Below are 23,206 nucleotides of genomic sequence, written 5' to 3' on the forward strand. Positions count from 1 at the left end.
GATTATTTATTCAAGTAAAGATTAATTTCAAGGCGCGCTTCAAGTTTTTCAGAGGTGGCGTTCTCACGTTTAATGGCGATAGCGGAAATTGCCATGGCAGGAACAGCCTCAAGCGCATCAGCCATAAAAGCGCGTATTTGAGAATATCCGCCTTTTACCGGCAATATCATCTCATACCGGGCTAAACGTGCATCGTTTTCATTAACCAGGCGATATTCACTGCTACTGAGTTCCACCCCTTGTTTCTTGGCCAGTTGCACCAATTCACGAATCCAAAATGGTGATGAATCAATACGCGGGAAAAACTCATAAAACGCTTGCAACGCTTGTTCACCGCTCATTTGTTTTCCAGATTCCATTTCGCCGGGCATTTGTTTTGATAATGCCTGCATCTGAAGTAAATCAGCGCGTTCTTTCAGCTTCAGCAGAGTTGATTCTTGCGGCAAAACCGCCGAGAAGAAATAGATGCCGCTAGCCACAATTAAGCCTAGACCGATCTTCCCAATATTACCAAGGCGGCCTACCTGCCAGCGCAGTAGCAACGCCAGTTGATTTAATTGTGTTTGGAGTGTTTCAGTTTTCAAGAGGCCTGAATCCATGCTGCAGTCAGAAGAAAAACAATCGGACGATATGGATTATCTTGTTTTATCTTGTAATTTAACAAATGTACATTTTCAAGAGTCAATTCACGTTCCAATGCTTCTACAAAATCGAGTAACTCGGACATATTCTTAGCTTCACCGCTGATACGTAATGTCCGGCTAGACACGGTCGGTTGCAATGATAATAACGCAATTTCTTCAGTAGCCGCATTTTCGATTGAATCAAATAATGCTTCCCAGGGTAAATTAATTTGATCCAAAACCGCATTGGCTTGGATGATTTCTTTGCGAATTTCCTGACTAAATTCTTTGACCCGCGGTGTTCCACGAGTACGTGGCGCAGTCTTTTTTTGTTGCTGTTGTTTTTCCAGGTGCTCGACGCGATTAGTCCAGTAATTCACTTCTTCCGTGATTTGCTGGAATTGCAAAAGCACACCGGCAAGAACCAACAATCCAATGAATAGTATTGAATAATCAATATGCGGAACGGATTGCCCATGATCAGGAAATTTTAATCTTAAGCGAGGCATTGATTTATCCCGGCATAATCGGCCGGTACAGATGGATAATGGGCCAGTGCAGGTATTTGCCCGGTTTGTATCGGCACAATACGCCATCCACAGTTCTCAGGCAGTGTTAAATCCGGATGTTCCGGCGCAAACAAGTGAACCACCTCAACAGTTTCTTTATTTCCAGACAATACCGCTTCCTGATCCAGTGCAGCGAGAAGCTCATCCGCCACATTCTGCAGGATTCGCTGATTACGTATGCTGTACCAAGTTCCGTCTATCAATAGGGCAACACAAATTCGCCCAGTTTCTATTACAACAAAGTATATTTTGTCGCCACGCAACAGCTTTTGCCACCGATCATAAGCGGATGCCAAATAAGGTTCAATTTCTTTCAGTTTAAATTGATAACGTGCGGCCATCTCTTCCACCCGTGCCATCAATTCACGAGGTATTGCCGCGCAAACAGCGCCATTCACCGGACTCCACTCGCTGACACTGAGTATCCAAGAATCAGCACGCTCGGCATAAACTTCGCGCATACGAAAAATGGCATAGGACATCACTTCCTCCGGTGAGGTTATTTCTGCCTGCGGCGGCAGCGCAACATAGCGAACAAAGTGATTTGACAGAGTCATCGACAACCCAGCACCCGCCGCATCCCCCAGTTTTTGTTCCAATTGGCGCAAGGCGGATTCCCAAGCAGGCACGCCTTGAACACGCTCGCATAATACTGTCACTTTAGCGGATTGTACTGGCTTAAAGCCCCGAGCTGTACGAACCAGGTCCACCCGCTCAGGTGCCAGGAAAACTTGAATCTGATCACGCCACAATTGTGACACGGTTTGCCTCCTCTAAACTGGTTAATCCTTGCTTGACCATATCTAAAGCGCCTTCTCTGAGAAAACGCGTGCCATTGTTTCGGGCCGCTTCTTTGATACGCCGTATCGGCTCTTGTGCAACAATCAGTTCGCGGATTTCATCATTCAAAATCAGAATCTCGGCAATTGCATTTCTTCCCCGATACCCGCTTCCCCGGCATTGGCCGCAGCCTTTTCCACTACGAAACTTAAATTGGCTGACTTCGTCGGCGGAAATTCCGGATTCTGCAATCAGTTTATCCTCCGGGCGTTCATCCACTGCGCAGTGTACACATAACAAACGCACTAATCTCTGCGCAACGATCCCGTTCAAGGCAGATACAAAGCTGTAAGGATCCACGCCCATATGGGAAAAGCGTCCAATGACATCAAACACATTATTGGCATGAACCGTTGTAAATACAAGATGCCCGGTCAGCGCAGCCTGTATGGCGATTTGCGCTGTTTCAGCGTCACGAATCTCACCCACCATTATCTTATCAGGATCATGACGCAAGATTGAGCGCAGCCCCCGCGCGAAGGTCAGTCCTTTTTTCTCATTAACCGGTATTTGCAAAACACCGGGCAACTGATACTCAATCGGATCCTCAATGGTAACGATCTTGTCATGGCCCTGATTCACTTCCGATATCGCCGCATACAGCGAGGTTGTCTTACCACTGCCGGTTGGACCCGTAACCAGCAACATTCCATAGGGTTCCGAGCTAAGGCGGCGAATAATCGCAATGGCTGCTTGATTAAAACCCAGCTGGTTTAATGTCAATCCTTCAATATGATCGGATAGCGCTTGCCGGTCAAGAATACGCAAGACAGCGTCTTCGCCAAAAATACTCGGCATGATGGAAACGCGAAAATCAATTTCCCGTCCCTGAATAGAAATCTTAAATCGGCCATCTTGCGGCACCCGGCGCTCAGCGATATCCAATTCCGACATCACTTTGATCCGGGAAATGACTTGCTCAGCCAAGTCCGCGCCCTGCATCACACCAATGGATGTTAATACACCATCGATGCGGTATTTGATCGAGAGCGCACCGGTTGTCATTTCCAGATGAATATCGCTGGCCTGGGATTTGTGCGCGTCATACAACGTAGAATGTACCAGCCGTACAACCTGGCTGGTACCCGCATTGATGCTCTTTAACGACAGATCTTCGATGCCGCTTTGTATATTGTCTAGCTCAGTAGAAGGTAATACTTGATCCATGGCACGCATGGTTTTTTCTTGCTGAGTAAAAAAAGCAGTCAGGTCGGCCGGATGCACCAAATACCATTCAACAGCCATATCGAAACGCTCTTCTGCCCATGCGCGCAATTTGCTTGAAAATGGATTACTGACAGCAAGCAAATAGTTCTGGTCTCGACGAAATAATACGCATTCATGCAGGATTGCTTCCGCGAAAGGCAAGCGATCAAATGCCGGACTTAAGGCATGGATCGCTTTCATTTCCAGCACCGGCAAATGCAGTAGTTGCCCTAACTGCTGTACCAACTCATCGGGTGTATAGCCGCCGGTTTCTTCCAAAATCTGGATAACAGAAATGCCTTGTTCGAATGCCCTGCGCCGGACATCAGCCAGGCGATTGATATCAATCGGTTGCTTGTTCCCGGATGGTATCGACGCTTCAATCAATTGATGCTTCCTGCTAATTCGAATATTGGCATATACATAAGAATAATAATACCGCCAATCACAATGCCGATGACTGCCATCAGTAGCGGCTCAATCAGTTTGGTTGTCCACTCAACCCAACGGGCGATTTCCTCGTCGTGAAAATTACCGATTCGCTCCATCATATCTCCCATCAAACCTGTTCTTTCACCAACGCGGAGCATACGATTCCCCACGGCAGTTGTTAGCCCCTCGAGTTCCATCGCGCTGGAAATCGTTTTGCCTTCACGAATATGTTTGGCCGCTGCTTTAACATTTGGCCGGAAATGGGGTTGCAGCAACCCGCTGACCATTTCCAGTGCTTGTGTAATGGGAATTCCGCCGCGTAACAACATACCCAGTGTTTTGTAAAAACGCGCCAGCTGATAAACACGCATGTGTTCTCCAATCGCGGGGATGCGCCACAATAACCGCATGACATTGGCGCGAAAGGCTGGCCGGCTTACTGTGTAAATTGTCACGGCAAGCAGGATCACTGTTGCAATAGCCAATTCCCAGCCACGCTCATGGACAAAATGCCCCCATTTAATCAGCAATAACGAAAGCCAGGGCAAATCGCTGCCCATATCGTCATAAATAGCGCTGAATTTGGGAACAACAAATACCATCAAGAAGATAGAAACCAAAAACCCAATAACCAGTAACAGCACAGGATATATCGACGCACCGACCAGTTTTTTGCGTACAAAATCCATTTGTGTTTGATAAGTAATAAATCGTGTTAAAGCTTCCGCAAGATCTCCCGTTCGTTCACTGGCACGCACTGTTGCAATATACAAAGGCGGAAATGCTTGAGGATACTCACTCAGCGCTTGCGAGAAGGTTACACCTTCATAAAGTCTTGCAAGGATATTCTGGATAATTTTGCGATTACCGGTGTCTTGCTCCTTCTCTAGCAAGGTTTCGATACTTTCTACCAGACTGAGTCCCGCGGTTTGTAATGAAAGCAATTCCTGGCTGAAATGCACTAATGGAAAATGGCTTTTCGATTTCAGCGAGAAACCTGAAAAGCTTCGCCGGATACTTAAAACCATGCCGCCTTGCTCAATAACCTGAAGACGAGCCTCCTCCTCGCTGTTAGCTTCCAGTTCCAGGTACACGGTGCCTTGCCCGGACAAAACTGCTTTTACTTCATAACGCATTACCAGGTCTTACCAATTTGTTATATCAGCTGCCTCACCCTCACCGCCCGGTTGCCCATCCTTCCCGTAAGAAAGTAAATCGAATTCCGCACGCTCGCCAGGGTATTTGTAAACATAGGCGCGCCCCCAGGGGTCCGCAGGCGGTAATTTTGAAAGATAAGGCCCTTGCCATCTTGCTTCATTATTGGGGCGCGCGACCAGTGCGGTTAATCCCTGCTCGGTGGCTGGATAGCTTCCCACATCCAAACGATATTGATGCAATGCCTTTTCCAACGCATCGATTTGCGCTTGAGCCATTTTAATTTCCGATTTGCCGACTTGTGAAAAGTATTTCGGCCCGACATAGGCAGCCAGTAAACCAATGATGACCATCACAACGAGCAACTCAAGAAGTGTAAAACCACGTACCGCTTTTGCTGTTTGCCGCTTAACCAAATGCATCATATTTATCCTTTGACTTAAGAGATTGCTGATAATTTTACTTGTGTGTAAATAGATAGTTACCATCGAATATTCACATGGTAAGCCGCCTATATTACAGGGTCAAGACCGCATGTAGCATAAAATGCTGGCATTCTACAAACTCAAAACAGCTAGCGTCGAAGAATCGCCCACCACCGGCCGATATTGAGTAATGTCATCAATGAGGCTGAAACATACGTCCAAGCTGCTGCGCGCAGGATTTTGCGTGCATGCGGCTCATCCCCTTGAATCAGGTATTTACCGTGCTCCAGCATCGGCAATGCACGCGCAAAACTCGCGTGCATTTCCATCGGAAGGGTAACCAAATGCACTACTGTTGCCGTACCCAGCGTTAACAGACCACCAGCAAAAAACAATGCACCCGCCACCGGTGCCCGGGTGATCACTGTAATGACAGGAGCCATCATCAAAATAGCCGCACCCAATTTCTCAGCCGGGGCAGCTATTTGTATCAATCGTGTACGTAATCTTAGCGGCAAATAGCCATCCCGGTCTTGGATCGCGTGCCCCACTTCATGTGCAGCTACAGTAATTGCTGTCAACGATTTGCCGTTAAATTTGTCCGGCGTTAGACGAACAGCTTTTTCTAGCGGATCATAATGATCACCTTGTTCCGTCACTTCCACCTTAACCGCTTGTAAATTTGCCCAATCCAATAAAATACGCGCCAGCTCTCCGCCAGTGCCCGGATAACGATCTTCAGGGTAACTGTACTTCTTAAGGGTATGTTTGACCCAGTAAGACGGCGCGACAATGAGCGCTGTCATCGCAATAACGAGTACTAAGTAAAACATAATCTACTCGACTGCTTCATCAGTGCAACAAGAAAACGCATAAAAAATTAGGCATCCTGAAAATATTTCACTGTTAATTCAGATACAAACTCGAATTATTGGTTCCGTAAGGAAATTTCCTGTTATTAAATATATAGTCCGGAAATATCTTTTTTGAATCAATCGTAAGAAAACATCGCGCCATGCTGCTTATCGATCCAAATATAAGCCTAAAAGCACACCATTACAAAGCACTAAAATTATATGATTACTCATAACACATTCATTCGATTTATCGATCAGATCAATCAAAAGGCACTATTTATATATTTAATTGCGTATTTTACCTGTTGAATTCAGATATAACTTGATAAAAAAGTATTTTAAAGTAACTATCATCGACATCCAGCCAGCATTTGAAAAATAAAGAATTAATTAAACATATAGATAACACCTTAAATCACACAGAAGCAGCAATCTTGTAGAAGCAAAACAATCCCAACAAGTCTAACAGGCCGTTGAAAAACGTTTTCGAGGCAGCCGATGCAAGGCAAAAACAGGCGAGAAAGCGCAGTTTATGCTTAATAAATGAGCATTTTGAGTCTGTTTTTAACACCGCAGCGGCAACGCAGATAGTTTTTCAACGGCCTGCTAAACTAATTAAACAGCGCACCGCTATATTGATTCTGAGCGCTCGCATATAAGCTATGCGGTTAGAATATGAAATTATCCGCAAATAAAAACACCCAGATACCGATGAGCTCCACCGAACATTTTGTTTTAATCATTGCCGTGATAATCTCCACGTTTGATGCTTTACTACTCAAATTAATCCACTCAAACCGGCTTTAACTGCATATTCAATTTCTTTAAGCCATCCGGACATGACAAGTAACGATCTACCAGCTTCCTATCGTCGGTATATATTTCAGTTGCTGGCATTAGCTGTTTTGTACTTTACCTTTGGTCATATTAGCTTTTTAATTACCGTCTCGCACTTCATTATCACCCCAGTTTTCTTTGTAGCTGAAGGTATCGCACTGGCCGCTATCATTCTATTTGGCCGCAGAGTTTGGCCAGGTATTTTTTTGGGACAACTCGCGCTCGCTTTAAGCACCGGCCTTGAGTTTTTGCCATCCCTGACTATTTCTGCCATTAACAGCATCGAAGCAGTGATTGGGGCAATCTTGTTTAAACGCTGGAAACTTGATCCGGCGCTTAGCAGCGTACATGACTTCAGCCGCCTGGCTACCTTAATTTTTTTAATTCTCCAGCCATTTAGCGCCACCTTTGGTACTGCAACACTGCTATTCTTTAACGTCATTCAAGAGTCACAGAGCTACTTACAAACCTGGACATACTGGTGGTTTGGAAACTGCTTGGGGCAACTCCTGGTTACCCCATTTTTACTGATTCTCTTTTCCTCGTCCGCCCGTATCAAAAGTATCCTGCTATCCACTCAAAGCGCGACCGTGCCAATTGTTCTGATGCTGCCGGCCACTTGGCTGGTTTTCGGCGACACGCCTATCGGCGGCATTGCCCTGGCGCTAGTCATCTATGTACCCCTTTTGCTATGGGTTGCGATCAAAAGCGGATTAGCCGTTGTATCCCTTATTTGCAGCGGAATTACCGTACTGGCATTGTTTGAGACATCACGCGGATTCGGCCCCTTTGTCGTGAATGAAAATCCGCAGATTTTCGACATGAATATCTTTATCCTCGGTATCTCGCTCACAGCACAGTTTGTCAGTGTGCTATTTGCTGAGCGCAGCCAGGTTGAAGCAGAATTGCGAAAAAGTGAAGCCAAGCTTTACGCGATCATTGATTCATCCCCTATACCCAAGGCAGTGAATGATGAACACCAAAATATCATCTTTTTAAACAAATCATTTGTTCAACTATTTGGGTATACATTGAAAGATATACCCACATTGGCTGATTGGTGGCCGAAAGCCTACCCGGACAGCGCATATCGCCAATGGGTGGCAGAAACATGGAACAGGAATCTGGAAAAGGCATCAAGGGAAAATACGGATTTCGAGCCTATTGACGTCGTAATCCGCTGTAAAGATGGCTCCCTACGTAGTGTCATTGCCACCGCCTCGCCGCTTGAATCTCCGGCATCCCCCAAAAATTATTTGGTCACTCTGATTGATATCACATTACGCAAGAATCTGGAAAACCAGCTCATCAAGAGTCATAAATTTCTCGAAGATTTATCCAATAATATTCCTGGATTTATTTACCAATTCCAACTCTTTCCCGATGGTCGAAGTTGTTTACCTTATGTCAGCAGAGGAATAATTGACATTTTTGGCATACCTCCTGAGAAAGTGGTCTCAGATGCTTCTCCAATATTTTCACTCATTCATCCAGAGGATTCTGAAACACTGAAGCTGTCGATCCAGGAATCTTCAAATACACTGCATGATTGGCACTTTGAGTTCCGGATCGTTACTGCGCAAAATAAATTCAAGTGGATACAGGCGCAATCAAAACCTGAAAAGCAGAATGACGGAAGCGTCATCTGGAATGGTTACGCCACTGATATTACGGAACTAAAAGATGTATCACTGAAATTTGAAGCTTTACTAGACCTCGCCAGTGATGGCGTCCATATTCTGGATGAAGATGGAAATATTGTGGAATTTAGCCGCTCATTCGCAAAGATGCTCGGTTATTCCTACGAAGAAACTGCCCGGCTCAACGTAATGGACTGGGATGCCATGATTCCGAAAGAAAAACTGATCAGCGCGGTGCGTGAAGTTTCGATAACGCCGCGCGTTTTTGAAACGCTACACCGGCGTAAAGACGGCACTATCATCGATGTCGAGATCAATGCCAGAAGACTGGAGATCTCAGGAAAGAAACTAATTTATGCCTCATCGCGCGACATTACCAGTCGCAAACAACACAGTAAGGAACTGGAATACCAGCGCCTGCGCTTATCCAATATCATTGAAGGGACGCATATCGGCACCTGGGAATGGAATGTGCAAACCGGTGAAGTCATTTTCAATCAGCGCTGGGCAGAGATAATCGGTTACACCCTCGATGAACTTTCCCCCACGTCCATTGAAACCTGGCTCAAGTTTGCTCACCCGGATGACTTAAAGCAATCCGAAGCACTCCTTAACGATCATTTTTCCGGAAGGATTCCTTATTACGAATGTGAAGCACGAATGCATCACAAAGCAGGGCATTGGATCTGGGTTCTTGATCGAGGCAGAGTATCAAGTTGGACAAATGACGGCAAGCCTTTGATGATGTTTGGAACGCATCAGGACATTACTGACCGGAAAGAACGCGAAACCATGCTGATACAAGCACGTCAACAAGCAGAAGCTGCCAGCATTGCCAAAACCCGTTTCTTAGCCATGATGTCACATGAAATCCGCACACCGATGAATGCCGTGCTGGGCATGGCTTATCTATTGAGCAAAACTTCGCTTGACTCCCAGCAAAACGCCTATTTGCGCAACATTGAAGGATCTTCGAATATTCTGTTAGGCGTCATTAACGACATTCTGGATTATTCCAAAATTGAGGCAAACAAAATCGAATTGGATAACATTCCCTTCGATCTGAATAGTATTCTGGAAAACCTGTCGGCAATGGCCTCAATAGCAGCAAAAGACAAAGCCATCGATGTACTTATTTATGTGGCACCTGATGTCCCCAGGCATTTTACCGGCGACCCGTTACGGCTGAGTCAGATATTCGTCAACCTCACTAACAATGCGATTAAGTTCACCGACCAAGGTGAAGTGATTATCCGCATCACGATTGAGAACACCGAAGACTCTGAAACGGCCATCCTTGCTTTCAGCGTAACCGACAGCGGCATTGGTATGACCAGTGAACAGATGGAAGGACTTTTCAAGGCTTTCTCGCAAGCCGATAGCTCGATTACACGACGTTTTGGTGGTACCGGTTTAGGTTTATCCATCTCACATCGGCTGGCTCAGCAAATGAGCGGCGATATCGTGGCCGAAAGTCAGTATGGTAAAGGCAGCCGGTTTTATTGCACGGTTAAACTACATCGGCCAGATCCTCACGAGGAGCCATGGATATCCCTCCCCGATACCCTGCGGTCGCTTAAGATCATGATTATTGACGATCATGCAACCACCCGTGCAGCGCTTTCGGAAATAGTCCAATCTCTAGGCTGGAATGCTGTGGCTATCAACAGCATTGCTGAAGCCAGCGAACAGCTTGCTGATCCCGATTCCTTACCGTTTGATTTGCTGCTGCTCACCACACATTTGGCCAATCCAGGGTATCGCGAGACCATTCATGCGATTGAAGTTGCGCTACCTGATTCACGGCGGCCTAAAATTATACTGATCACCAGCAATTTAGAGGATTCTCTATTTTCAAAAGGGAACGAAACGCAAGGAATGATCAGCGCCCTGATCAAACCGTTCACGCCATTAGGCCTGTTTGATACAGTTGCAGCGCTTTTTAGTGAAACTGCTGGCAAAGCCGATCAGAAACAAGGGAGCAGCGCTATCCGGAAGCAATTTGCCGGTGCGCATATCCTGGTTACCGAAGACAATGAAGTTAATCAAATCCTGATATCTGAGTTGCTCAGTAATTTGGGGATGACCGTGAGTCTTGCGCGAAACGGCATTGAATGCTTGGATCTGCTCAGGACATCAGACTCTCACCCGTTCGATTTAATTTTTATGGATATACAAATGCCGGAAATGGAGGGACTAGAAGCAATCCGGCATATTCGTCAAGATTTGCACCTGACTGATATTCCGATTATTGCTCTCACCGCTAACACGAAAGAGCATGATCAACATGAATTCATGAAAGCGGGAATGAACGACTTCCTGCCTAAGCCATTTGATCCTGAACAGCTATACCAGATTCTCTATCGCTTCTTGAAGAAGAAAAATAACAACAATCAGAAATAGACTCTTTAGAATCTGATACCAGCCAATTTACTTTACCGGAAAATGCAGAAAATAGACAAAGAACTGGACGCACGCGGCTTGGTTTGCCCATTGCCCATCTTACGCACCAAACAATCGCTGGCTGGAATGACCAGCGGACAAACCTTGAAAATTGTTGCCACTGATCCGGGTTCCGTGATTGATTTCCAGGTTTTTGCCGAGCAAACGGGAAATGAATTATTGTCGCTATCCGAATCTGACAAGGAATTTATTTTTCTTCTCAGAAAGAGATAATTGTAGATCCTCCCGTTAGGAATCCAGCCGTTTACTTTTTTCTACCGGCTGAAAATAGCGTCATCAAAACACCTGGATAATCCCCGGAAATATCATCACGAGAGTGCCCATGAGCACTTGCAGGAATACAAGCGGAACAATAAATTGCTCTTCGCACTGATTGACGTTGAAGCAATCCATCCATGCAACGTTTTCAACCACCGGCTATGGTCATGCGATCGATCAGAACTGATCCACACTGTTTCGATCCGCGCACTATGACGTCGTCACCAATCGCCAGAATTCCCCGGAACATGTCTTTCAAATTGCCAGCAATGGTGATTTCCTCGACCGGGTAACTGATTGCACCATTTTCCACCCAGAAACCGGAAGCGCCGCGCGAATAATCGCCTGTCACTGCATTGATGCCATGCCCCATTAATTCCGTTACCAGCAAGCCAGTACCCATTTTCTTTAATAGCGCATCAAAACGCATCGGCGCAGCATTCTGCATAATCAGATTATGCGTGCCGCCGGCGTTTCCAGTCGTGCGTAGCCCCAGTTTCCGGGCCGAATAACTGCTCAAAAAATAACCCTGTACGATGCCATTTTCCACTATTTTACGTTCGACCGTCGCCACGCCGTCATCGTCAAATGCACTGCTGGCCAGCCCTTTGTGCAGATGCGGCAATTCAAGTATCTGTATATCGGGTGCAAAAACCTGCTGCCCGATGCTATCCAGCAAAAAGGAAGATTTCCGGTAAAGGTTGCCGCCGCTCACCGCCGAAGCGAAATGTCCGATCAAGCCGGAAGCGATTGACGCTTCAAACAATACCGGGACTTCACAGGTGGCGATTTTTCTTGCGCCCAGGCGTGCCGCGCTCCGCATACCGGCTTTTTTCCCGATACTTTCCACTGCCTCCAGATCAGCGGCATCACGCGCAACGCTATACCAGTAATCCCGCTGTTTGCTGTCGCCCTGTTCAGCGATCATGGCGCAACTGATATTGTGGCGGGAAAGTGGATATCCCCCCATAAAGCCCAGGCTATTCGCATAGATAAATTGCGATTCACTGACTGAAATCGTTGCACCCTCGGAATTGGTAATGCGTTTATCCACTGCATACGCTGCTTGCTCGCACTCTTTTGCCAGGCCGATGGCTCCCTCGACAGTCAATTCCCAAGGGTAGTACAAATTCAAGTGCGGGTATGTTTTCGCCAGTAGCTCTGCGTCCGCCAATCCGGCACAATCGTCGTCCGCTGTATAGCGGGCGATCGACAAAGCAGCCGTAACCGTATCGCTGATAGCTTGCGGGGAAAAATCGGAGGTACTGGCATGGCCGCGCTTCTGCCCAATATAAACTGTCACCGACAGTCCTTTATCACGATTGTATTCAATCGTTTCAACCGCATTCTGGCGCACCGTAACGGTTTGGCCAAAGCCATCGGAGACATTGGTTTCGCAGGCAGTAGCGCCGCCCTTCTTGGCATGCGCCAAAATATCTTTGGCAATTTGTTGCAGTGTGCTCAGCGGATAAGAGAATCGGGAATCTGAAACGGGTAGATTGTTCATAAATAGCGTTGTGACAAAGAATTTAAACTGGATTTTAGATAAAAAGCTTCAATCGTTAAAAAAATCAAAGGCGAAAATATTCCTGTAAAGCGCTATGATAGCAGCTTCTTGACACCGCATTACACAGGTTACCGTGCAAAACACCCCGGAAAACGATATCGAACAAGACGCAACGCCGAGCAAAACCCGGCGCAAGAAAGACATGCACGCATTGCAGGAAATTGGCGAACAACTGGTAGAACTGGATCAAAAGAAATTGAGCGAATTTGATCTGCCGGAAATTTTAGTCGACGCCATCAACCTTGCTAGGCCCATGAATAAGCACGGCGCACGCCGCCGGCAAATGCAATACATAGGCCGCTTGATGCGCGAAATTGATGCACTGCCGATCCAAGAAAAGCTCGATTCCTGGCATCAAGTATCGGTGCACCAAACCGCCCGGCTGCATCAGCTCGAACGCTGGCGCGAACGTCTTCTCGCCGATGAACACGCGCTCACCGAGTTTGCGCAGAAATACCCGCAAGCCGACTTACAGCGCCTGAGGTTGCTGATCCGCAATGCGCAAAAAGAAAAAGCCGCCGAAAAACCACCCAAGAGTTTCCGGTTATTGTTTCAGGAATTGCAGACAATCATTACGGCGGTTTGATTTCTTGTGTAAAAATGCCCTAAAAAAATTAGAATAAAATAAAAATAGAATTCTAATGAATTGATAATTAGGCACTAACTTGAAGACAGATGGTTTTATGCAAATGTTCTGCTTTTTTATAATCCATCTAATTTTACTCAATCCCCAAGAGATTGCTTCCCAGAAACAGGAGGTTGTGGATGAAAGATCAAGATAAGAGCGCTGAAATCGCAGTGCTAGAGGATAAGATACTCTACCTTACCGAGCGATTAGATCAAGCTAAGACCGCAGTTCAACAGTGGATTGACGCCAACGCTTCTTTGGCAAGAAGTGCTGCAGAAGCACGAGCAAAGAATCAGGGGACAGGTAGAGGCTTCCTTAGTGGGCTGCTCGGTTCAAAGTTTAGGGGAGCAATGAGGCAAGCAGCAGCCACTAGTAATGCATCTATCTCCCAAGAAGTTGCCGAAAAAAGAACCAAGATCGCTGACGGAAAGAGAGAGGCTCAAGATTTGGTGCGCGACCTAAAAGAGCAGCTTGTGGAAGCTAAGAGTGAGCTGAAGTTGTTGATCGCTGAAGTCAAAGGTTCAGCGCGCTCGAAAGCAAACATAACTAAGGTGGCAACAAGCACAATTGAACTAATGCAGAAACTTAAAGAAGCGCATTCCGCCGGCTTACTTACTGATGCTGAGTATGAAGAAAAGCGTAAGAAACTTGTCTCAGAACTTTAATGGCTGTGAATGAAGTGAAGTGCGGCAAGATGCCTCAATGAAAAAAGACACCTCATAAATGTAGGGTGGGTTAGTGATGCGTAAGCATCGCGTAACCCACCGAGAGCAGTTCAAAACAATAGGCGAATGGCGGGTTACGCGCTGCGGCACAACCCCCGATGGCTTGCCACTCATGCCCGCCTGCCAATATGAGTACGATGCGGCTATGCGCATATTCCCCCCAGTGAAATTTTTTACATGATGACACTTGCACCCAACTTCCATACGCAGTAATAAAATCCAAAGTTTGTACAATCAAATCGGCGATACCATGATAAATTATCAGTATCCTAAAAAAAGCTGTTACGTTTAATTACATTTTTTCGTCGTACGGGGAGTCATTGATGAACGAGTTTATTACCAAAATGTTGAAATTTATTTCGATTGAAGCGCTGATAGAAAGAGATTGGCTAGAGATCGTGCAAATTTTAATGCCCGTTTTCATTTTAGCTTTAGTATTTCTTGGGTTGAGTTTTTTTATTCAAAACAAACGATGGAAAACCGCGGCTTCCGTTGTGTGTGCTGTCCTGGCATTGGTTTATTTGCCGTATGAGCTGTATCGCCAGTCTATTGTCTTGGCCAGAGCGGATGCGAATGTTAAAGAGATTCATGGCAACCTGCAGAGCATATTAAATTCCGCCAACCTAACCCACATGAAAGCTGTTACCGATAAAGAAGTTGCTACCAGCATGCTGGATGAACTGATACTTGGTCTCGATCAGGAGAAGAAAAAAGATCTCCTGCTGATTGCATGGCTGGTTGCAGAAAATGAAAAAGATTCGCTCAATCAGATCGAAGGCAAGCAAAAAGTGCTCGCCGATGACATCAAATCCAGCCTGAGTGCAACCAAAACAGAAATTATCGACTCACGGCCTCCTATTGAGAAAATCTCTGACACGATTGTGAAGAAACTGGATGATGACGTTAAACAATTGGTCGAAAAGAAAATGCGGGCATTTAAGCAGGAGATTGACAGCTCATTGGATGGTTTCAAAGAAGGTATCAATACTTTTGTTCAAGGTGAACTCAATAACTATCAAGAAAAATTGGCTGGCATTACCCAACAAAACGTTGATGAATTAAAAAATTACTCCGGCAAAGCCAATCAGGCTTTCGCCGAGCAAGCCAAAAAAATCAATCAAGAATCATTGAAGAAACTGGATGAAACCAAACAAAGTATTGATGGGATTGGCGTCACAATTTCGGATATCAATTTAAAGAATATTGCCCAGCAAGTTAAGCAATTATCTGCTTCGTTAGAAATCGCTCAGAAAAAGAATGACGTTTTATTTGAATATAACGAATGCATGCGAACTGCGGGATTGCTAGATTTGGGCGGCAAGGTAGAACAATGTAAAGGCAAATTGAATCAGGAAATGAGTAATCTGAAATAAGCCGCATAAATCAAACTTGGATGGATGGATGGTTTTTGTGCACCACAAGAAACCATCCATCCAAGTTTTAATTTGTTAATACAGCATGTCTTTACACAATGATTCTATTGACAGAATTCCCCCACATTGAGTCTTCCCCCGGTTAGTGTTTTGCCAGAAAGTGAAGCCGTCGGAATGGTTTTATCTAAGATGGCCGCTTTAATCTGCGCCGCGGTTGCGCCGGGATTTCTTGAAGCATAAAGCGCCGCCGCACCCGTTACGTGCGGGGTGGCCATCGACGTTCCGCTGAATGAGGAATATTTATTGTAAGGAACAGCAGACCAAATTCCAGATCCGGGAGCTCCGAGATCCACGGTTGTCGCGCCATAATTTGAAAAGGAAGCTCTAGAACCATCACTGGCAATGGCTGCAACAGCAATCACACAGTCGTAATCTTTACCATTCGAGGTACATTGGTAGTTCGAGGGATAATTTGGCGTAGTATCGTTATTATCGCCCACACCATCCGCGCCGCCATTACTTGCTGCGGCAATGAACAGGATTCCCGCATCTCCTCCTCGGTTAATCGCATCCAGTAAGGCTTGCGAGAATCCGCCGCCTCCCCAGGAATTATTCGTAGCAATAATATTTAATCCATGGCGAGTCTTTAAATCAGTTATGTAGTCTACCGATTTAATCGCATTGGCAGTTGTTCCGCCATTCTGACCCAGGAATTTAGCGGATATATAGGTGGTATTCCAGTTGACCCCTGCGACACCTTTATTGTTACCGCCTTTCCCTGCAATTGTGCCGGCAACGTGTGTAGCATGACTGTCAACAATCCCTTGCAAACCACCGTCATAAATTGACTTATTATTGCCAGCGAAATCCCAGCCATGAATATCATCGATCTTTCCATTTCCATCATTGTCGATGCCATCGACAGGATCAAAACTGTTTGTCCATACATTTGCGATTAAATCAGGGTGGTTAAATTGAATCCCTTCGTCGATAATGCCAACGTAAACGCTATTACTTCCCGTACATCCTGCCGCCCAAGCCTCATCCGCTTGGCTGCCGAAGCCATTTACCGGCGTGGTAGCATCATCGCCATACATGCCCCATAGCGAGCCATTGGTGTAATACGTGTCATTTGAAGTTGCCTGGTGTGTGTAAATCCAATTGGGTTCTGCAAATTCAACGACAGAATCATCTTTTAGCAATCTGATTGCCACATGCTGTGATAAATCCGGTTGAAAACGAATTCTTAGCAAATTTCCACGCCCTTCAGAGATCATCAAGTGCGTTCTGATTCTCTCCAAAACTTCCCCTTTAATCTTCCCAAGCACTCTATTCTCATCTTCATCCACACTGTGAGCACGAAACTGTACTAAAAGCTCGCCTGGAACAAAATTAGGTTGATTCGAAGTAACCGTAAGACTATTGCTTTCATTTTCCTTTGCTTGCACAGAAGATAGTAATGGAAAGAAAATTAAAGCAGATAATACAACTGTAAGCACACGCTTCATGCAAGCCTCCTAAAGATTAAACACTGCAAAATCAAAAAAACCCTTCATTTTCTAAGAACGTCAGGGCTATGCGTTGTTTTAATAACTCCTTTTACTTTACATGCGAGCAGGTTTCAAGAAAAAAACCTCATTTGTTAGTCTTTGGAATTGCGTTCCGATTGTGTCAATAGATGCGGCCATAGACGCTGCATCGCCAGGAACGTAAAAGAAGCCGACCAAGTAATCATGGCTAATCCTGCCAAACCTTCAGCAGCAGTTAATATCCGGATGGCTCCAACCGGTAATAAGTCGCCAAATCCGACTGTCGTATAAACAACGGATGAAAAATAAATAAAATCAAATAAATTATCTTCGGTCATCCCGGTGATATGCCCCAATCCAATGCCATGCTGCATAACTATGTAACCCGAAGCAAATATAAGAATTTCCAGCACATGCGCCACCAGCAATCCTAGCATCACCACCAGCACCCCAATCCGCTTATGCATATGTATGCCCACCGCACGGCTTAAGAAACGCAATGCCTCGTAATGTAATACTACGCAGACTGTCACGATAGTAATGGAGATTGCTAATGCCATCACGTAGGAAGTATTTTCATTCATCATTAACAGGTAAATTATCAATCACAAAACGCATTGTAGACACATATAATAGAAGTTACTGTCATTACATAAAATTTTGCCTATTTTAATTATTCTATGTGCTTCAGTATTACCTTACATAACCATGGGAATAACGGTTTCAAACCAATACTTATAGTCATAAGGAAAAATTTATGGGCCAGGTAACTGAATTTGTCGGCCGTGGTCTGGCACGATTCCTAACCAAGCCAGTGCGGCAAAGCACCCAGGTTGCCACGATCAGTCAGGAAAAACTCGCAACAGCTTTGCAACCCGGAGATGTTCTATTGGTTGAAGGAAATACCCGTATCAGTGTCGCTATCAAATATCTTACGCAATCCACCTGGTCGCATGCGGCACTGTATGTCGGTAATGTACTTCCCCATAGCGCACCCTGGCAGCTACCGCAGGTATTGATTGAAGCCGATCTGAAAGAAGGCGTGCGCGCAATATCATTGGCACACTATGCGCAAATGCACACCCGGATTTGCCGGCCTGTCGGTTTGAGCGACGAGGATCGCAAACGGGTTGTCGATTATGTAATTGCACGTATCGGTCATCACTATGACCTCAAGCATATTTTCGATCTCGTTCGGTATCTTCTACCCACTCTGCCGGTGCCCACAAGATTCCGCAGACGCCTACTGGCCCTTGGCAGCGGCGATCCGACACGCGCTATCTGTTCCACCCTGATCGCACAAGCGTTTGAATCGGTGCGCTATCCAATCTTACCGGAGATTCAGCGCACTTGGTCAGACAATCCAATGCACGCAGATTGCTATGCAGAAATCTACCACATACGCCATCACAGTCTGTACACACCGCGCGATTTCGACATATCACCCTTCTTCGACATTATAAAACCAGCAATCGAAAATGGCTTTGACTACCGGTCACTACCCTGGAGTGACACCACACACGATTTAAAGAAGATTCCATGCAAGTCAACGGAAATAAACGCAGATTAGTTATTTTGATAACCTTAATTATTTTTTTACATCTTATCGCATGATTTAACTGGGAATATCTGCTCCCGGGCGCCCAAAGTAATAACCTTGCGCAAGATCGATACCCAGGTTCTTTACCATTTCAAGCGTGGCTGCATCTTCAACGAATTCGGCAACAGTTATCTTGCCAAGTCCACGCGCGACTTCTACCATGGCTTTGACAAAAATCTGATTATCCCGGTTATTGGGAAGATCACGGATAAATAGCCCATCTATCTTGAGAATTTCAACTCCTAAATATTTTAGATAGCCAAAAGTCGAGAATCCGCTGCCAAAATCATCCAAGCAAACACGGCAACCAGCTTGATGAACTGCCTCGATAAAACGCTGGGCATCTTGGATATCTGATACCGCTGCGGTTTCTGTCAACTCAATAATAAGGCGTTCCGGATTCACATTGAATTCGCTAAGCAAGCTACGAATAAAATTGGGAATAGCCGGATCGTCAAACGTACGCCCGGAAATGTTAATTGCCACCGGCGGTATATCCGGATGCTGATTCAGTAGCTCGATGCTGCGCTTGATAACCCATCGATCAATGTTGACAATCTGCCCGTTTTTTTCTGCGATAGGGATAAATTGACCGGGCATAATCAAATTATCCGGTTCATTCGTATCCCGCATTCTGACGAGTATTTCTAGATGAATCAATCTATTGTGCGCAGTTTCGTATACACCCTGGAAATGAATTTGAAACAGATCTTGCTCAAGTGCCTGAGCAATCCGGTTATACCAAGTCAGCCTATGCATCATGACTTCAGAAGAGTCACGAGTAGCATCGTAGATTGCCCAGGTATTCTTGCCCTGATTCTTGGCCTGATACATGGCGGTATCTGCATGAGCAACTAAGTCCTCTGCTGTTTCGCCGTGTTCAGGAAAAACGGCCACACCAACACTCGTAGTCAGCCGAATGTTAGTTCCACCGAAATGTAGCGGAATAGCTGCAATAGACGTCACAATACGAGCGGGCAGTATGCCGATATCATCAGTCGGCTGTATAAGGCTCAGGATGGCGAACTCATCCCCGCCTAAGCGGGCAAATACTTCGATATGCCGAACAATACTGGAAATTTCCCCAGCAGTTCGCACCAGTACCGTATCACCAGCTTTGTGCCCAAATGTATCGTTAATGTATTTAAAATCATCCAAATCAAAATAGATCAGTGCAAATTTATGATGACTGCGTAAAGATGTTGCAATCAGATTATCCAGCTCCTCCTGAAAGCGATGGCGGTTATACAAACCGGTCAATGGATCGCGCTCAGCCAGATAGAGAAGCTGTTGGGCAGTTTGACGCTGTTGCGTAATATCTTCATAAATCCACAACCGCCCAATAATTAGGCATTTAATATCGTTTACCGGGTAGGATGACTGAGTAAGTATCCGCTCGTCATTCAGTTCAAGTTCAAACCGTTCACTAATTTCATGCGTATCCAGCACATTCAGCACTTGCTTGGAGGCAAGGATAGGCTGCACAAAGCGCTCGACGGCACGCTCAAGTACAGCTTTAGTGGGCGTATGCAATAAATTTTCATGTTCATTAATCCCCCACATGCGCAAAAATGCTGGATTAACATATTCTACTTGCCGTTCATTGTCTTCGAATAAAATACCAATGCTCATGGCAGAAAGTAATGCGCCCATGCGGCTTTGTTCTCGCTCTGCCAGGGTGCGCAATTCGCGCTGATGTTTCTCGGAAACCTGTAATTCTTCTAAGGCTGATCCTAATTCTTCCTCCGCTTGTCTTTGGTACGTAATATCAAACATCACACCTTGTAGCAGCTTAGGTTTCCCATCTGTATCTTTCAGCCAAACTGCATCATCCCGGACCCAGGCAATGCTGCCGCCTTTTTTATAGATACGATATTCTGAATGATAAGGCGCTCCCGTCATCAGGCTGATCGACAAACCAGACATAACGCGCTCTCTATCATCAGGATGTATCTGTTTGATCCAGAGTTGCGGATTATCAAGCCATTCTTTCACACTATAGCCAAGTTGTGATTCGAGCTGCGGGCTAACGTAAATGGTATGGAAATCAGCATTAATGGCAGCGGTGTAGGTCACAGCCGGGATTTGTTCGATCAGTGACCGGTACTTCGATTCGATACTCAAGCGCTCTGTAATGTCGTGCGCATACCCTATGACGCTGATGATTTCACCGTTCACATCGTTGCATAACGGTAATTTTATGATATCAAACCAGCGCAACTGGCCATCCGCAAGCGTCACCTGATCAACAGGATTATGGATTCTTTTGCCAGCAAATACCTCGTCGTCATCCGTATGAAATCCTCGGATATTTTCAGCTGGATTGCCATAACATCGATTTTCTGGCCAGAAATCCGTATCCGGTCTGCCGAGCATTGCTGCCGGCTCCAGTCCTTGGCTGTTCGCGAAGGCTTGGTTTACCAATACAAAACGATGCTGTCTGTCTTTTACAAAAATCCAATCCGGGGTGGCATCAATAACAGTACGTAATAAATTTTTTGCCTGATTAATTTCTTCTTCTGCTCGTTTATGCTCGCTGATATCTTCTACAGTTCCCAATACTTCAACTAGTCTGCCGGTACCATTGACCGTAATCTCAGCGCGTTCCCTCACCCATTTTATTTGTCCTTTCACATTGATTCGATGTTCGATATCGTATGTCGCGCCTGTTAAGGCTGCTTGCCAGGCAAAATCAACTCGCTCTCGATCCTCTGGTACAACGCATGCCAGGAAACCTTCATAAGTAAGCGGTGTGTTGTCTTCAATGCCAAAAATCTGGAATGTTTCTGTAGACCATGTCAGCATATTGCTTTCTAAATTGAGGTGCCAGCTTCCAAGTTTAGCTAACGCTTGCGCGCGCAGAAGGGCTTCTTCACTTTGCTGTAGAATAAGCTCCTTCGCTTTTCGCTCGCTGATGTCGGTGTGTGTACCCAACATTCGTAGCGGGTGGCCTTGGTGATCCCACTCAACCACTTTACCTAAGGAAAGTATCCATTTCCATTCGCCTTGCCGGGTGAGTTGCCGGAACTCCACCTGATAGTCTTTACGTAATCCGCTGATATAGTCTGTGTAAATCTGATAAACAGATTCACGATCTTCGGGATGCATACGATCACGCCAGCTGGCATTGGTTTCTATAAAAGAGAGCGGATCATAACCTAGCATGCGGGCGTATTCTGGACTTACGATTGCCTCCCCTGTCTGCACATTGAGGTCATAGAGACCTTGATCTGCCGCCATCAGCGCCAAGCGTAGGCGCGACTCACTATCACGCAAGTTTTGCTCAGCTTGACGCCGGCTGGCCTGGATGCCAATCATCATGAAGGCAATAAGCGTCGTAGTCGCCACAAAAATGCACAAGATCAATTGATCGAGCTGAGGATTTCCTCTGGAAAAAGGACCTAAACCTTTAGCGGTTCCTATCACAGCCATCGAGGTAATCGCCATGACTGCAGTAAAAGCCCCTAAAGCATTGAAGCGTAAACCTACCCATAGCAAAGGAGGGAACACCAGGAAAGCAAGCGACAACTTGAGTTGACCAATCTCCGGAATACCACCGAATACCAGCCATGCTAAGGAAAGACATCCCCCCATGGCTAAAATAAACTCCAACTTAATCTGTGGAAAGTGGAATTTGGGAGTCATTTGATAAGTTCTAAAGAACAGAAGCAGTGGAGTAAAAACCAAAACTCCCACAGTGTCGCCAAGCCACCAGCCTAACCAAGCCTGGGATATCAAATCAGCCGGCAGCTTCCCGCCGGTATACAACGAAAAGACACCACCACTTGCGGACAATAGCATGCTACCTGGCCCGATTAGCAAGAAGGCTGTCACATCACATCCGCGCATGAAGCTGTTCTGGAATCCGACCGTTCGTTTGAGTAGCAAAGCTCCCAATACCGGGCCTACGGTATTACCGAAAGAAATTCCCATAGCAGCCGGTAGCGTCAGATCACCGACAGTCAGGTTTATAGCAAGCGCGCCCAGAAAGATACCGGGCCAGCACGTGAGTCTCCATACCAAAAGTGCCGCCAACGCTATCCCAGACGGCGGCCAGAACAAAGTGATGCTGGAATCCACATAAGGTATGCTTAACCCAAGCCTTCCTCCGGCGAAATAAGCTATTGCCAGTAGCAGAATCCGTGCTACGAGAAGGACCGCTGATTCTTTTAGGTGTTGTTTCATAGAAAACGAGGGCTTGTTAAACCTATTAATTTTAGCACTGCATCTGGATATCGGAGGTTATTGATTGATTTTATTGTTTTTTATCTTACTTATTCAGGAACTCCCAGGAGCCTGTCAGTTATCTTCATACAGGCTCAAGAGAAAAGCATGAGCGCGGCTGATAATGCCAGTAATCATTTATTGTTGAACGACACGAACAGAATTTACATTTAGATAAATTAGCAGGATAAATCTGAATTTGGAGTGATGTGAAACCATGGCCAGTGCAGTATCAAATGGCTTCAATGTAAGATT

Annotated in this window: 18 protein-coding genes; 6 read left to right on the forward strand and 12 right to left on the reverse strand. The window is 45.7% G+C overall.

Annotation, left to right across the window (positions count from 1 at the left end; translation table 11 throughout):
* Positions 1-2 precede the first annotated feature (2 nt).
* The 7 genes from NIT79A3_RS16085 to NIT79A3_RS16115 all read right to left on the reverse strand — a co-directional run bounded on the left by NIT79A3_RS16085 (position 3) and on the right by NIT79A3_RS16115 (position 6,083).
* Positions 3-584, reverse strand: a complete 582-nt coding sequence (locus NIT79A3_RS16085; RefSeq protein ID WP_348225661.1) for a hypothetical protein — start codon at positions 582-584, stop codon at positions 3-5.
* Positions 581-1,132: a PilN domain-containing protein gene (locus tag NIT79A3_RS16090; RefSeq protein WP_013967201.1), complete on the reverse strand. Its 552-nt coding sequence runs from the start codon at positions 1,130-1,132 to the stop codon at positions 581-583. The genes NIT79A3_RS16085 and NIT79A3_RS16090 overlap by 4 nt, the downstream gene beginning before the upstream one ends.
* Positions 1,120-1,953 carry a hypothetical protein gene (locus tag NIT79A3_RS16095; RefSeq protein WP_013967202.1) on the reverse strand — a complete coding sequence of 278 codons (834 nt, stop codon included), beginning with the start codon at positions 1,951-1,953 and terminating at the stop codon, positions 1,120-1,122. Before NIT79A3_RS16095 ends, NIT79A3_RS16090 begins: the two co-directional genes overlap by 13 nt.
* Positions 1,934-3,586 (reverse strand): GspE/PulE family protein, encoded by a 1,653-nt coding sequence (locus tag NIT79A3_RS16100; RefSeq protein ID WP_348225777.1) that lies wholly within the window; start codon positions 3,584-3,586, stop codon positions 1,934-1,936. Before NIT79A3_RS16100 ends, NIT79A3_RS16095 begins: the two co-directional genes overlap by 20 nt.
* A gap of 35 nt (positions 3,587-3,621) precedes the next feature.
* Positions 3,622-4,806 carry a type II secretion system F family protein gene (locus tag NIT79A3_RS16105; protein WP_013967204.1) on the reverse strand — a complete coding sequence of 395 codons (1,185 nt, stop codon included), beginning with the start codon at positions 4,804-4,806 and terminating at the stop codon, positions 3,622-3,624.
* A 9-nt stretch (positions 4,807-4,815) separates the two neighbouring features.
* Entirely contained in the window at positions 4,816-5,250 is a 435-nt protein-coding gene (gspG, locus tag NIT79A3_RS16110) for a type II secretion system major pseudopilin GspG (RefSeq protein ID WP_013967205.1), read from the reverse strand.
* Positions 5,251-5,399: 149 nt separating this feature from the next.
* The gene (locus tag NIT79A3_RS16115) at positions 5,400-6,083 is read right to left on the reverse strand and encodes a zinc metallopeptidase (protein ID WP_013967206.1); all 684 of its coding nucleotides are present in this window, start codon (positions 6,081-6,083) and stop codon (positions 5,400-5,402) included.
* Between the two features lie 863 nt (positions 6,084-6,946).
* On the opposite strand from NIT79A3_RS16115, the gene NIT79A3_RS18020 reads away from it, so the two are divergent.
* Complete coding sequence (locus NIT79A3_RS18020) at positions 6,947-10,987, forward strand: PAS domain S-box protein (RefSeq protein WP_013967207.1); 4,041 nt, start codon at positions 6,947-6,949, stop codon at positions 10,985-10,987.
* A gap of 42 nt (positions 10,988-11,029) precedes the next feature.
* Positions 11,030-11,260 carry a sulfurtransferase TusA family protein gene (locus NIT79A3_RS16125; protein WP_013967208.1) on the forward strand — a complete coding sequence of 77 codons (231 nt, stop codon included), beginning with the start codon at positions 11,030-11,032 and terminating at the stop codon, positions 11,258-11,260.
* Between the two features lie 193 nt (positions 11,261-11,453).
* Here NIT79A3_RS16125 and pmbA read toward each other — a convergent pair whose 3' ends face one another.
* A complete protein-coding gene (pmbA, locus tag NIT79A3_RS16130; RefSeq protein WP_013967209.1) occupies positions 11,454-12,812 on the reverse strand; it encodes a metalloprotease PmbA in 1,359 nt (452 codons plus the stop codon).
* A gap of 133 nt (positions 12,813-12,945) precedes the next feature.
* Between pmbA and yjgA the strand changes: the two genes are divergently transcribed.
* Positions 12,946-13,458: a ribosome biogenesis factor YjgA gene (yjgA, locus tag NIT79A3_RS16135; RefSeq protein ID WP_013967210.1), complete on the forward strand. Its 513-nt coding sequence runs from the start codon at positions 12,946-12,948 to the stop codon at positions 13,456-13,458.
* 179 nt (positions 13,459-13,637) lie between these two features.
* A complete protein-coding gene (locus NIT79A3_RS16140; RefSeq protein WP_013967211.1) occupies positions 13,638-14,165 on the forward strand; it encodes an SHOCT domain-containing protein in 528 nt (175 codons plus the stop codon).
* A gap of 70 nt (positions 14,166-14,235) precedes the next feature.
* Here the strand turns inward: NIT79A3_RS16140 and NIT79A3_RS16145 are convergent, their stop codons facing one another.
* Positions 14,236-14,412, reverse strand: a complete 177-nt coding sequence (locus NIT79A3_RS16145) for a hypothetical protein (RefSeq protein WP_156797120.1) — start codon at positions 14,410-14,412, stop codon at positions 14,236-14,238.
* A 136-nt stretch (positions 14,413-14,548) separates the two neighbouring features.
* On the opposite strand from NIT79A3_RS16145, the gene NIT79A3_RS16150 reads away from it, so the two are divergent.
* Positions 14,549-15,598: a hypothetical protein gene (locus tag NIT79A3_RS16150; RefSeq protein WP_013967212.1), complete on the forward strand. Its 1,050-nt coding sequence runs from the start codon at positions 14,549-14,551 to the stop codon at positions 15,596-15,598.
* A 104-nt stretch (positions 15,599-15,702) separates the two neighbouring features.
* Here NIT79A3_RS16150 and NIT79A3_RS16155 read toward each other — a convergent pair whose 3' ends face one another.
* Together NIT79A3_RS16155 and NIT79A3_RS16160 are read right to left on the reverse strand one after the other, a co-directional pair.
* Positions 15,703-17,106, reverse strand: coding sequence for a S8 family peptidase (locus tag NIT79A3_RS16155; RefSeq protein WP_013967213.1), 1,404 nt, complete (start codon positions 17,104-17,106; stop codon positions 15,703-15,705).
* A gap of 134 nt (positions 17,107-17,240) precedes the next feature.
* On the reverse strand, positions 17,241-17,714 hold the full coding sequence (locus NIT79A3_RS16160; protein ID WP_013967214.1) for a potassium channel family protein: 474 nt from the start codon (positions 17,712-17,714) through the stop codon (positions 17,241-17,243).
* Between the two features lie 170 nt (positions 17,715-17,884).
* Here NIT79A3_RS16160 and NIT79A3_RS16165 point away from each other — a divergent pair, with 170 nt between their 5' ends.
* Entirely contained in the window at positions 17,885-18,697 is an 813-nt protein-coding gene (locus NIT79A3_RS16165; protein WP_013967215.1) for a YiiX/YebB-like N1pC/P60 family cysteine hydrolase, read from the forward strand.
* A 45-nt stretch (positions 18,698-18,742) separates the two neighbouring features.
* Here the strand turns inward: NIT79A3_RS16165 and NIT79A3_RS19205 are convergent, their stop codons facing one another.
* Positions 18,743-22,912: an EAL domain-containing protein gene (locus tag NIT79A3_RS19205; protein WP_013967216.1), complete on the reverse strand. Its 4,170-nt coding sequence runs from the start codon at positions 22,910-22,912 to the stop codon at positions 18,743-18,745.
* Positions 22,913-23,206 lie beyond the last annotated feature (294 nt).

Source organism: Nitrosomonas sp. Is79A3 (assembly GCF_000219585.1).
Taxonomy (GTDB): Bacteria; Pseudomonadota; Gammaproteobacteria; order Burkholderiales; family Nitrosomonadaceae; genus Nitrosomonas.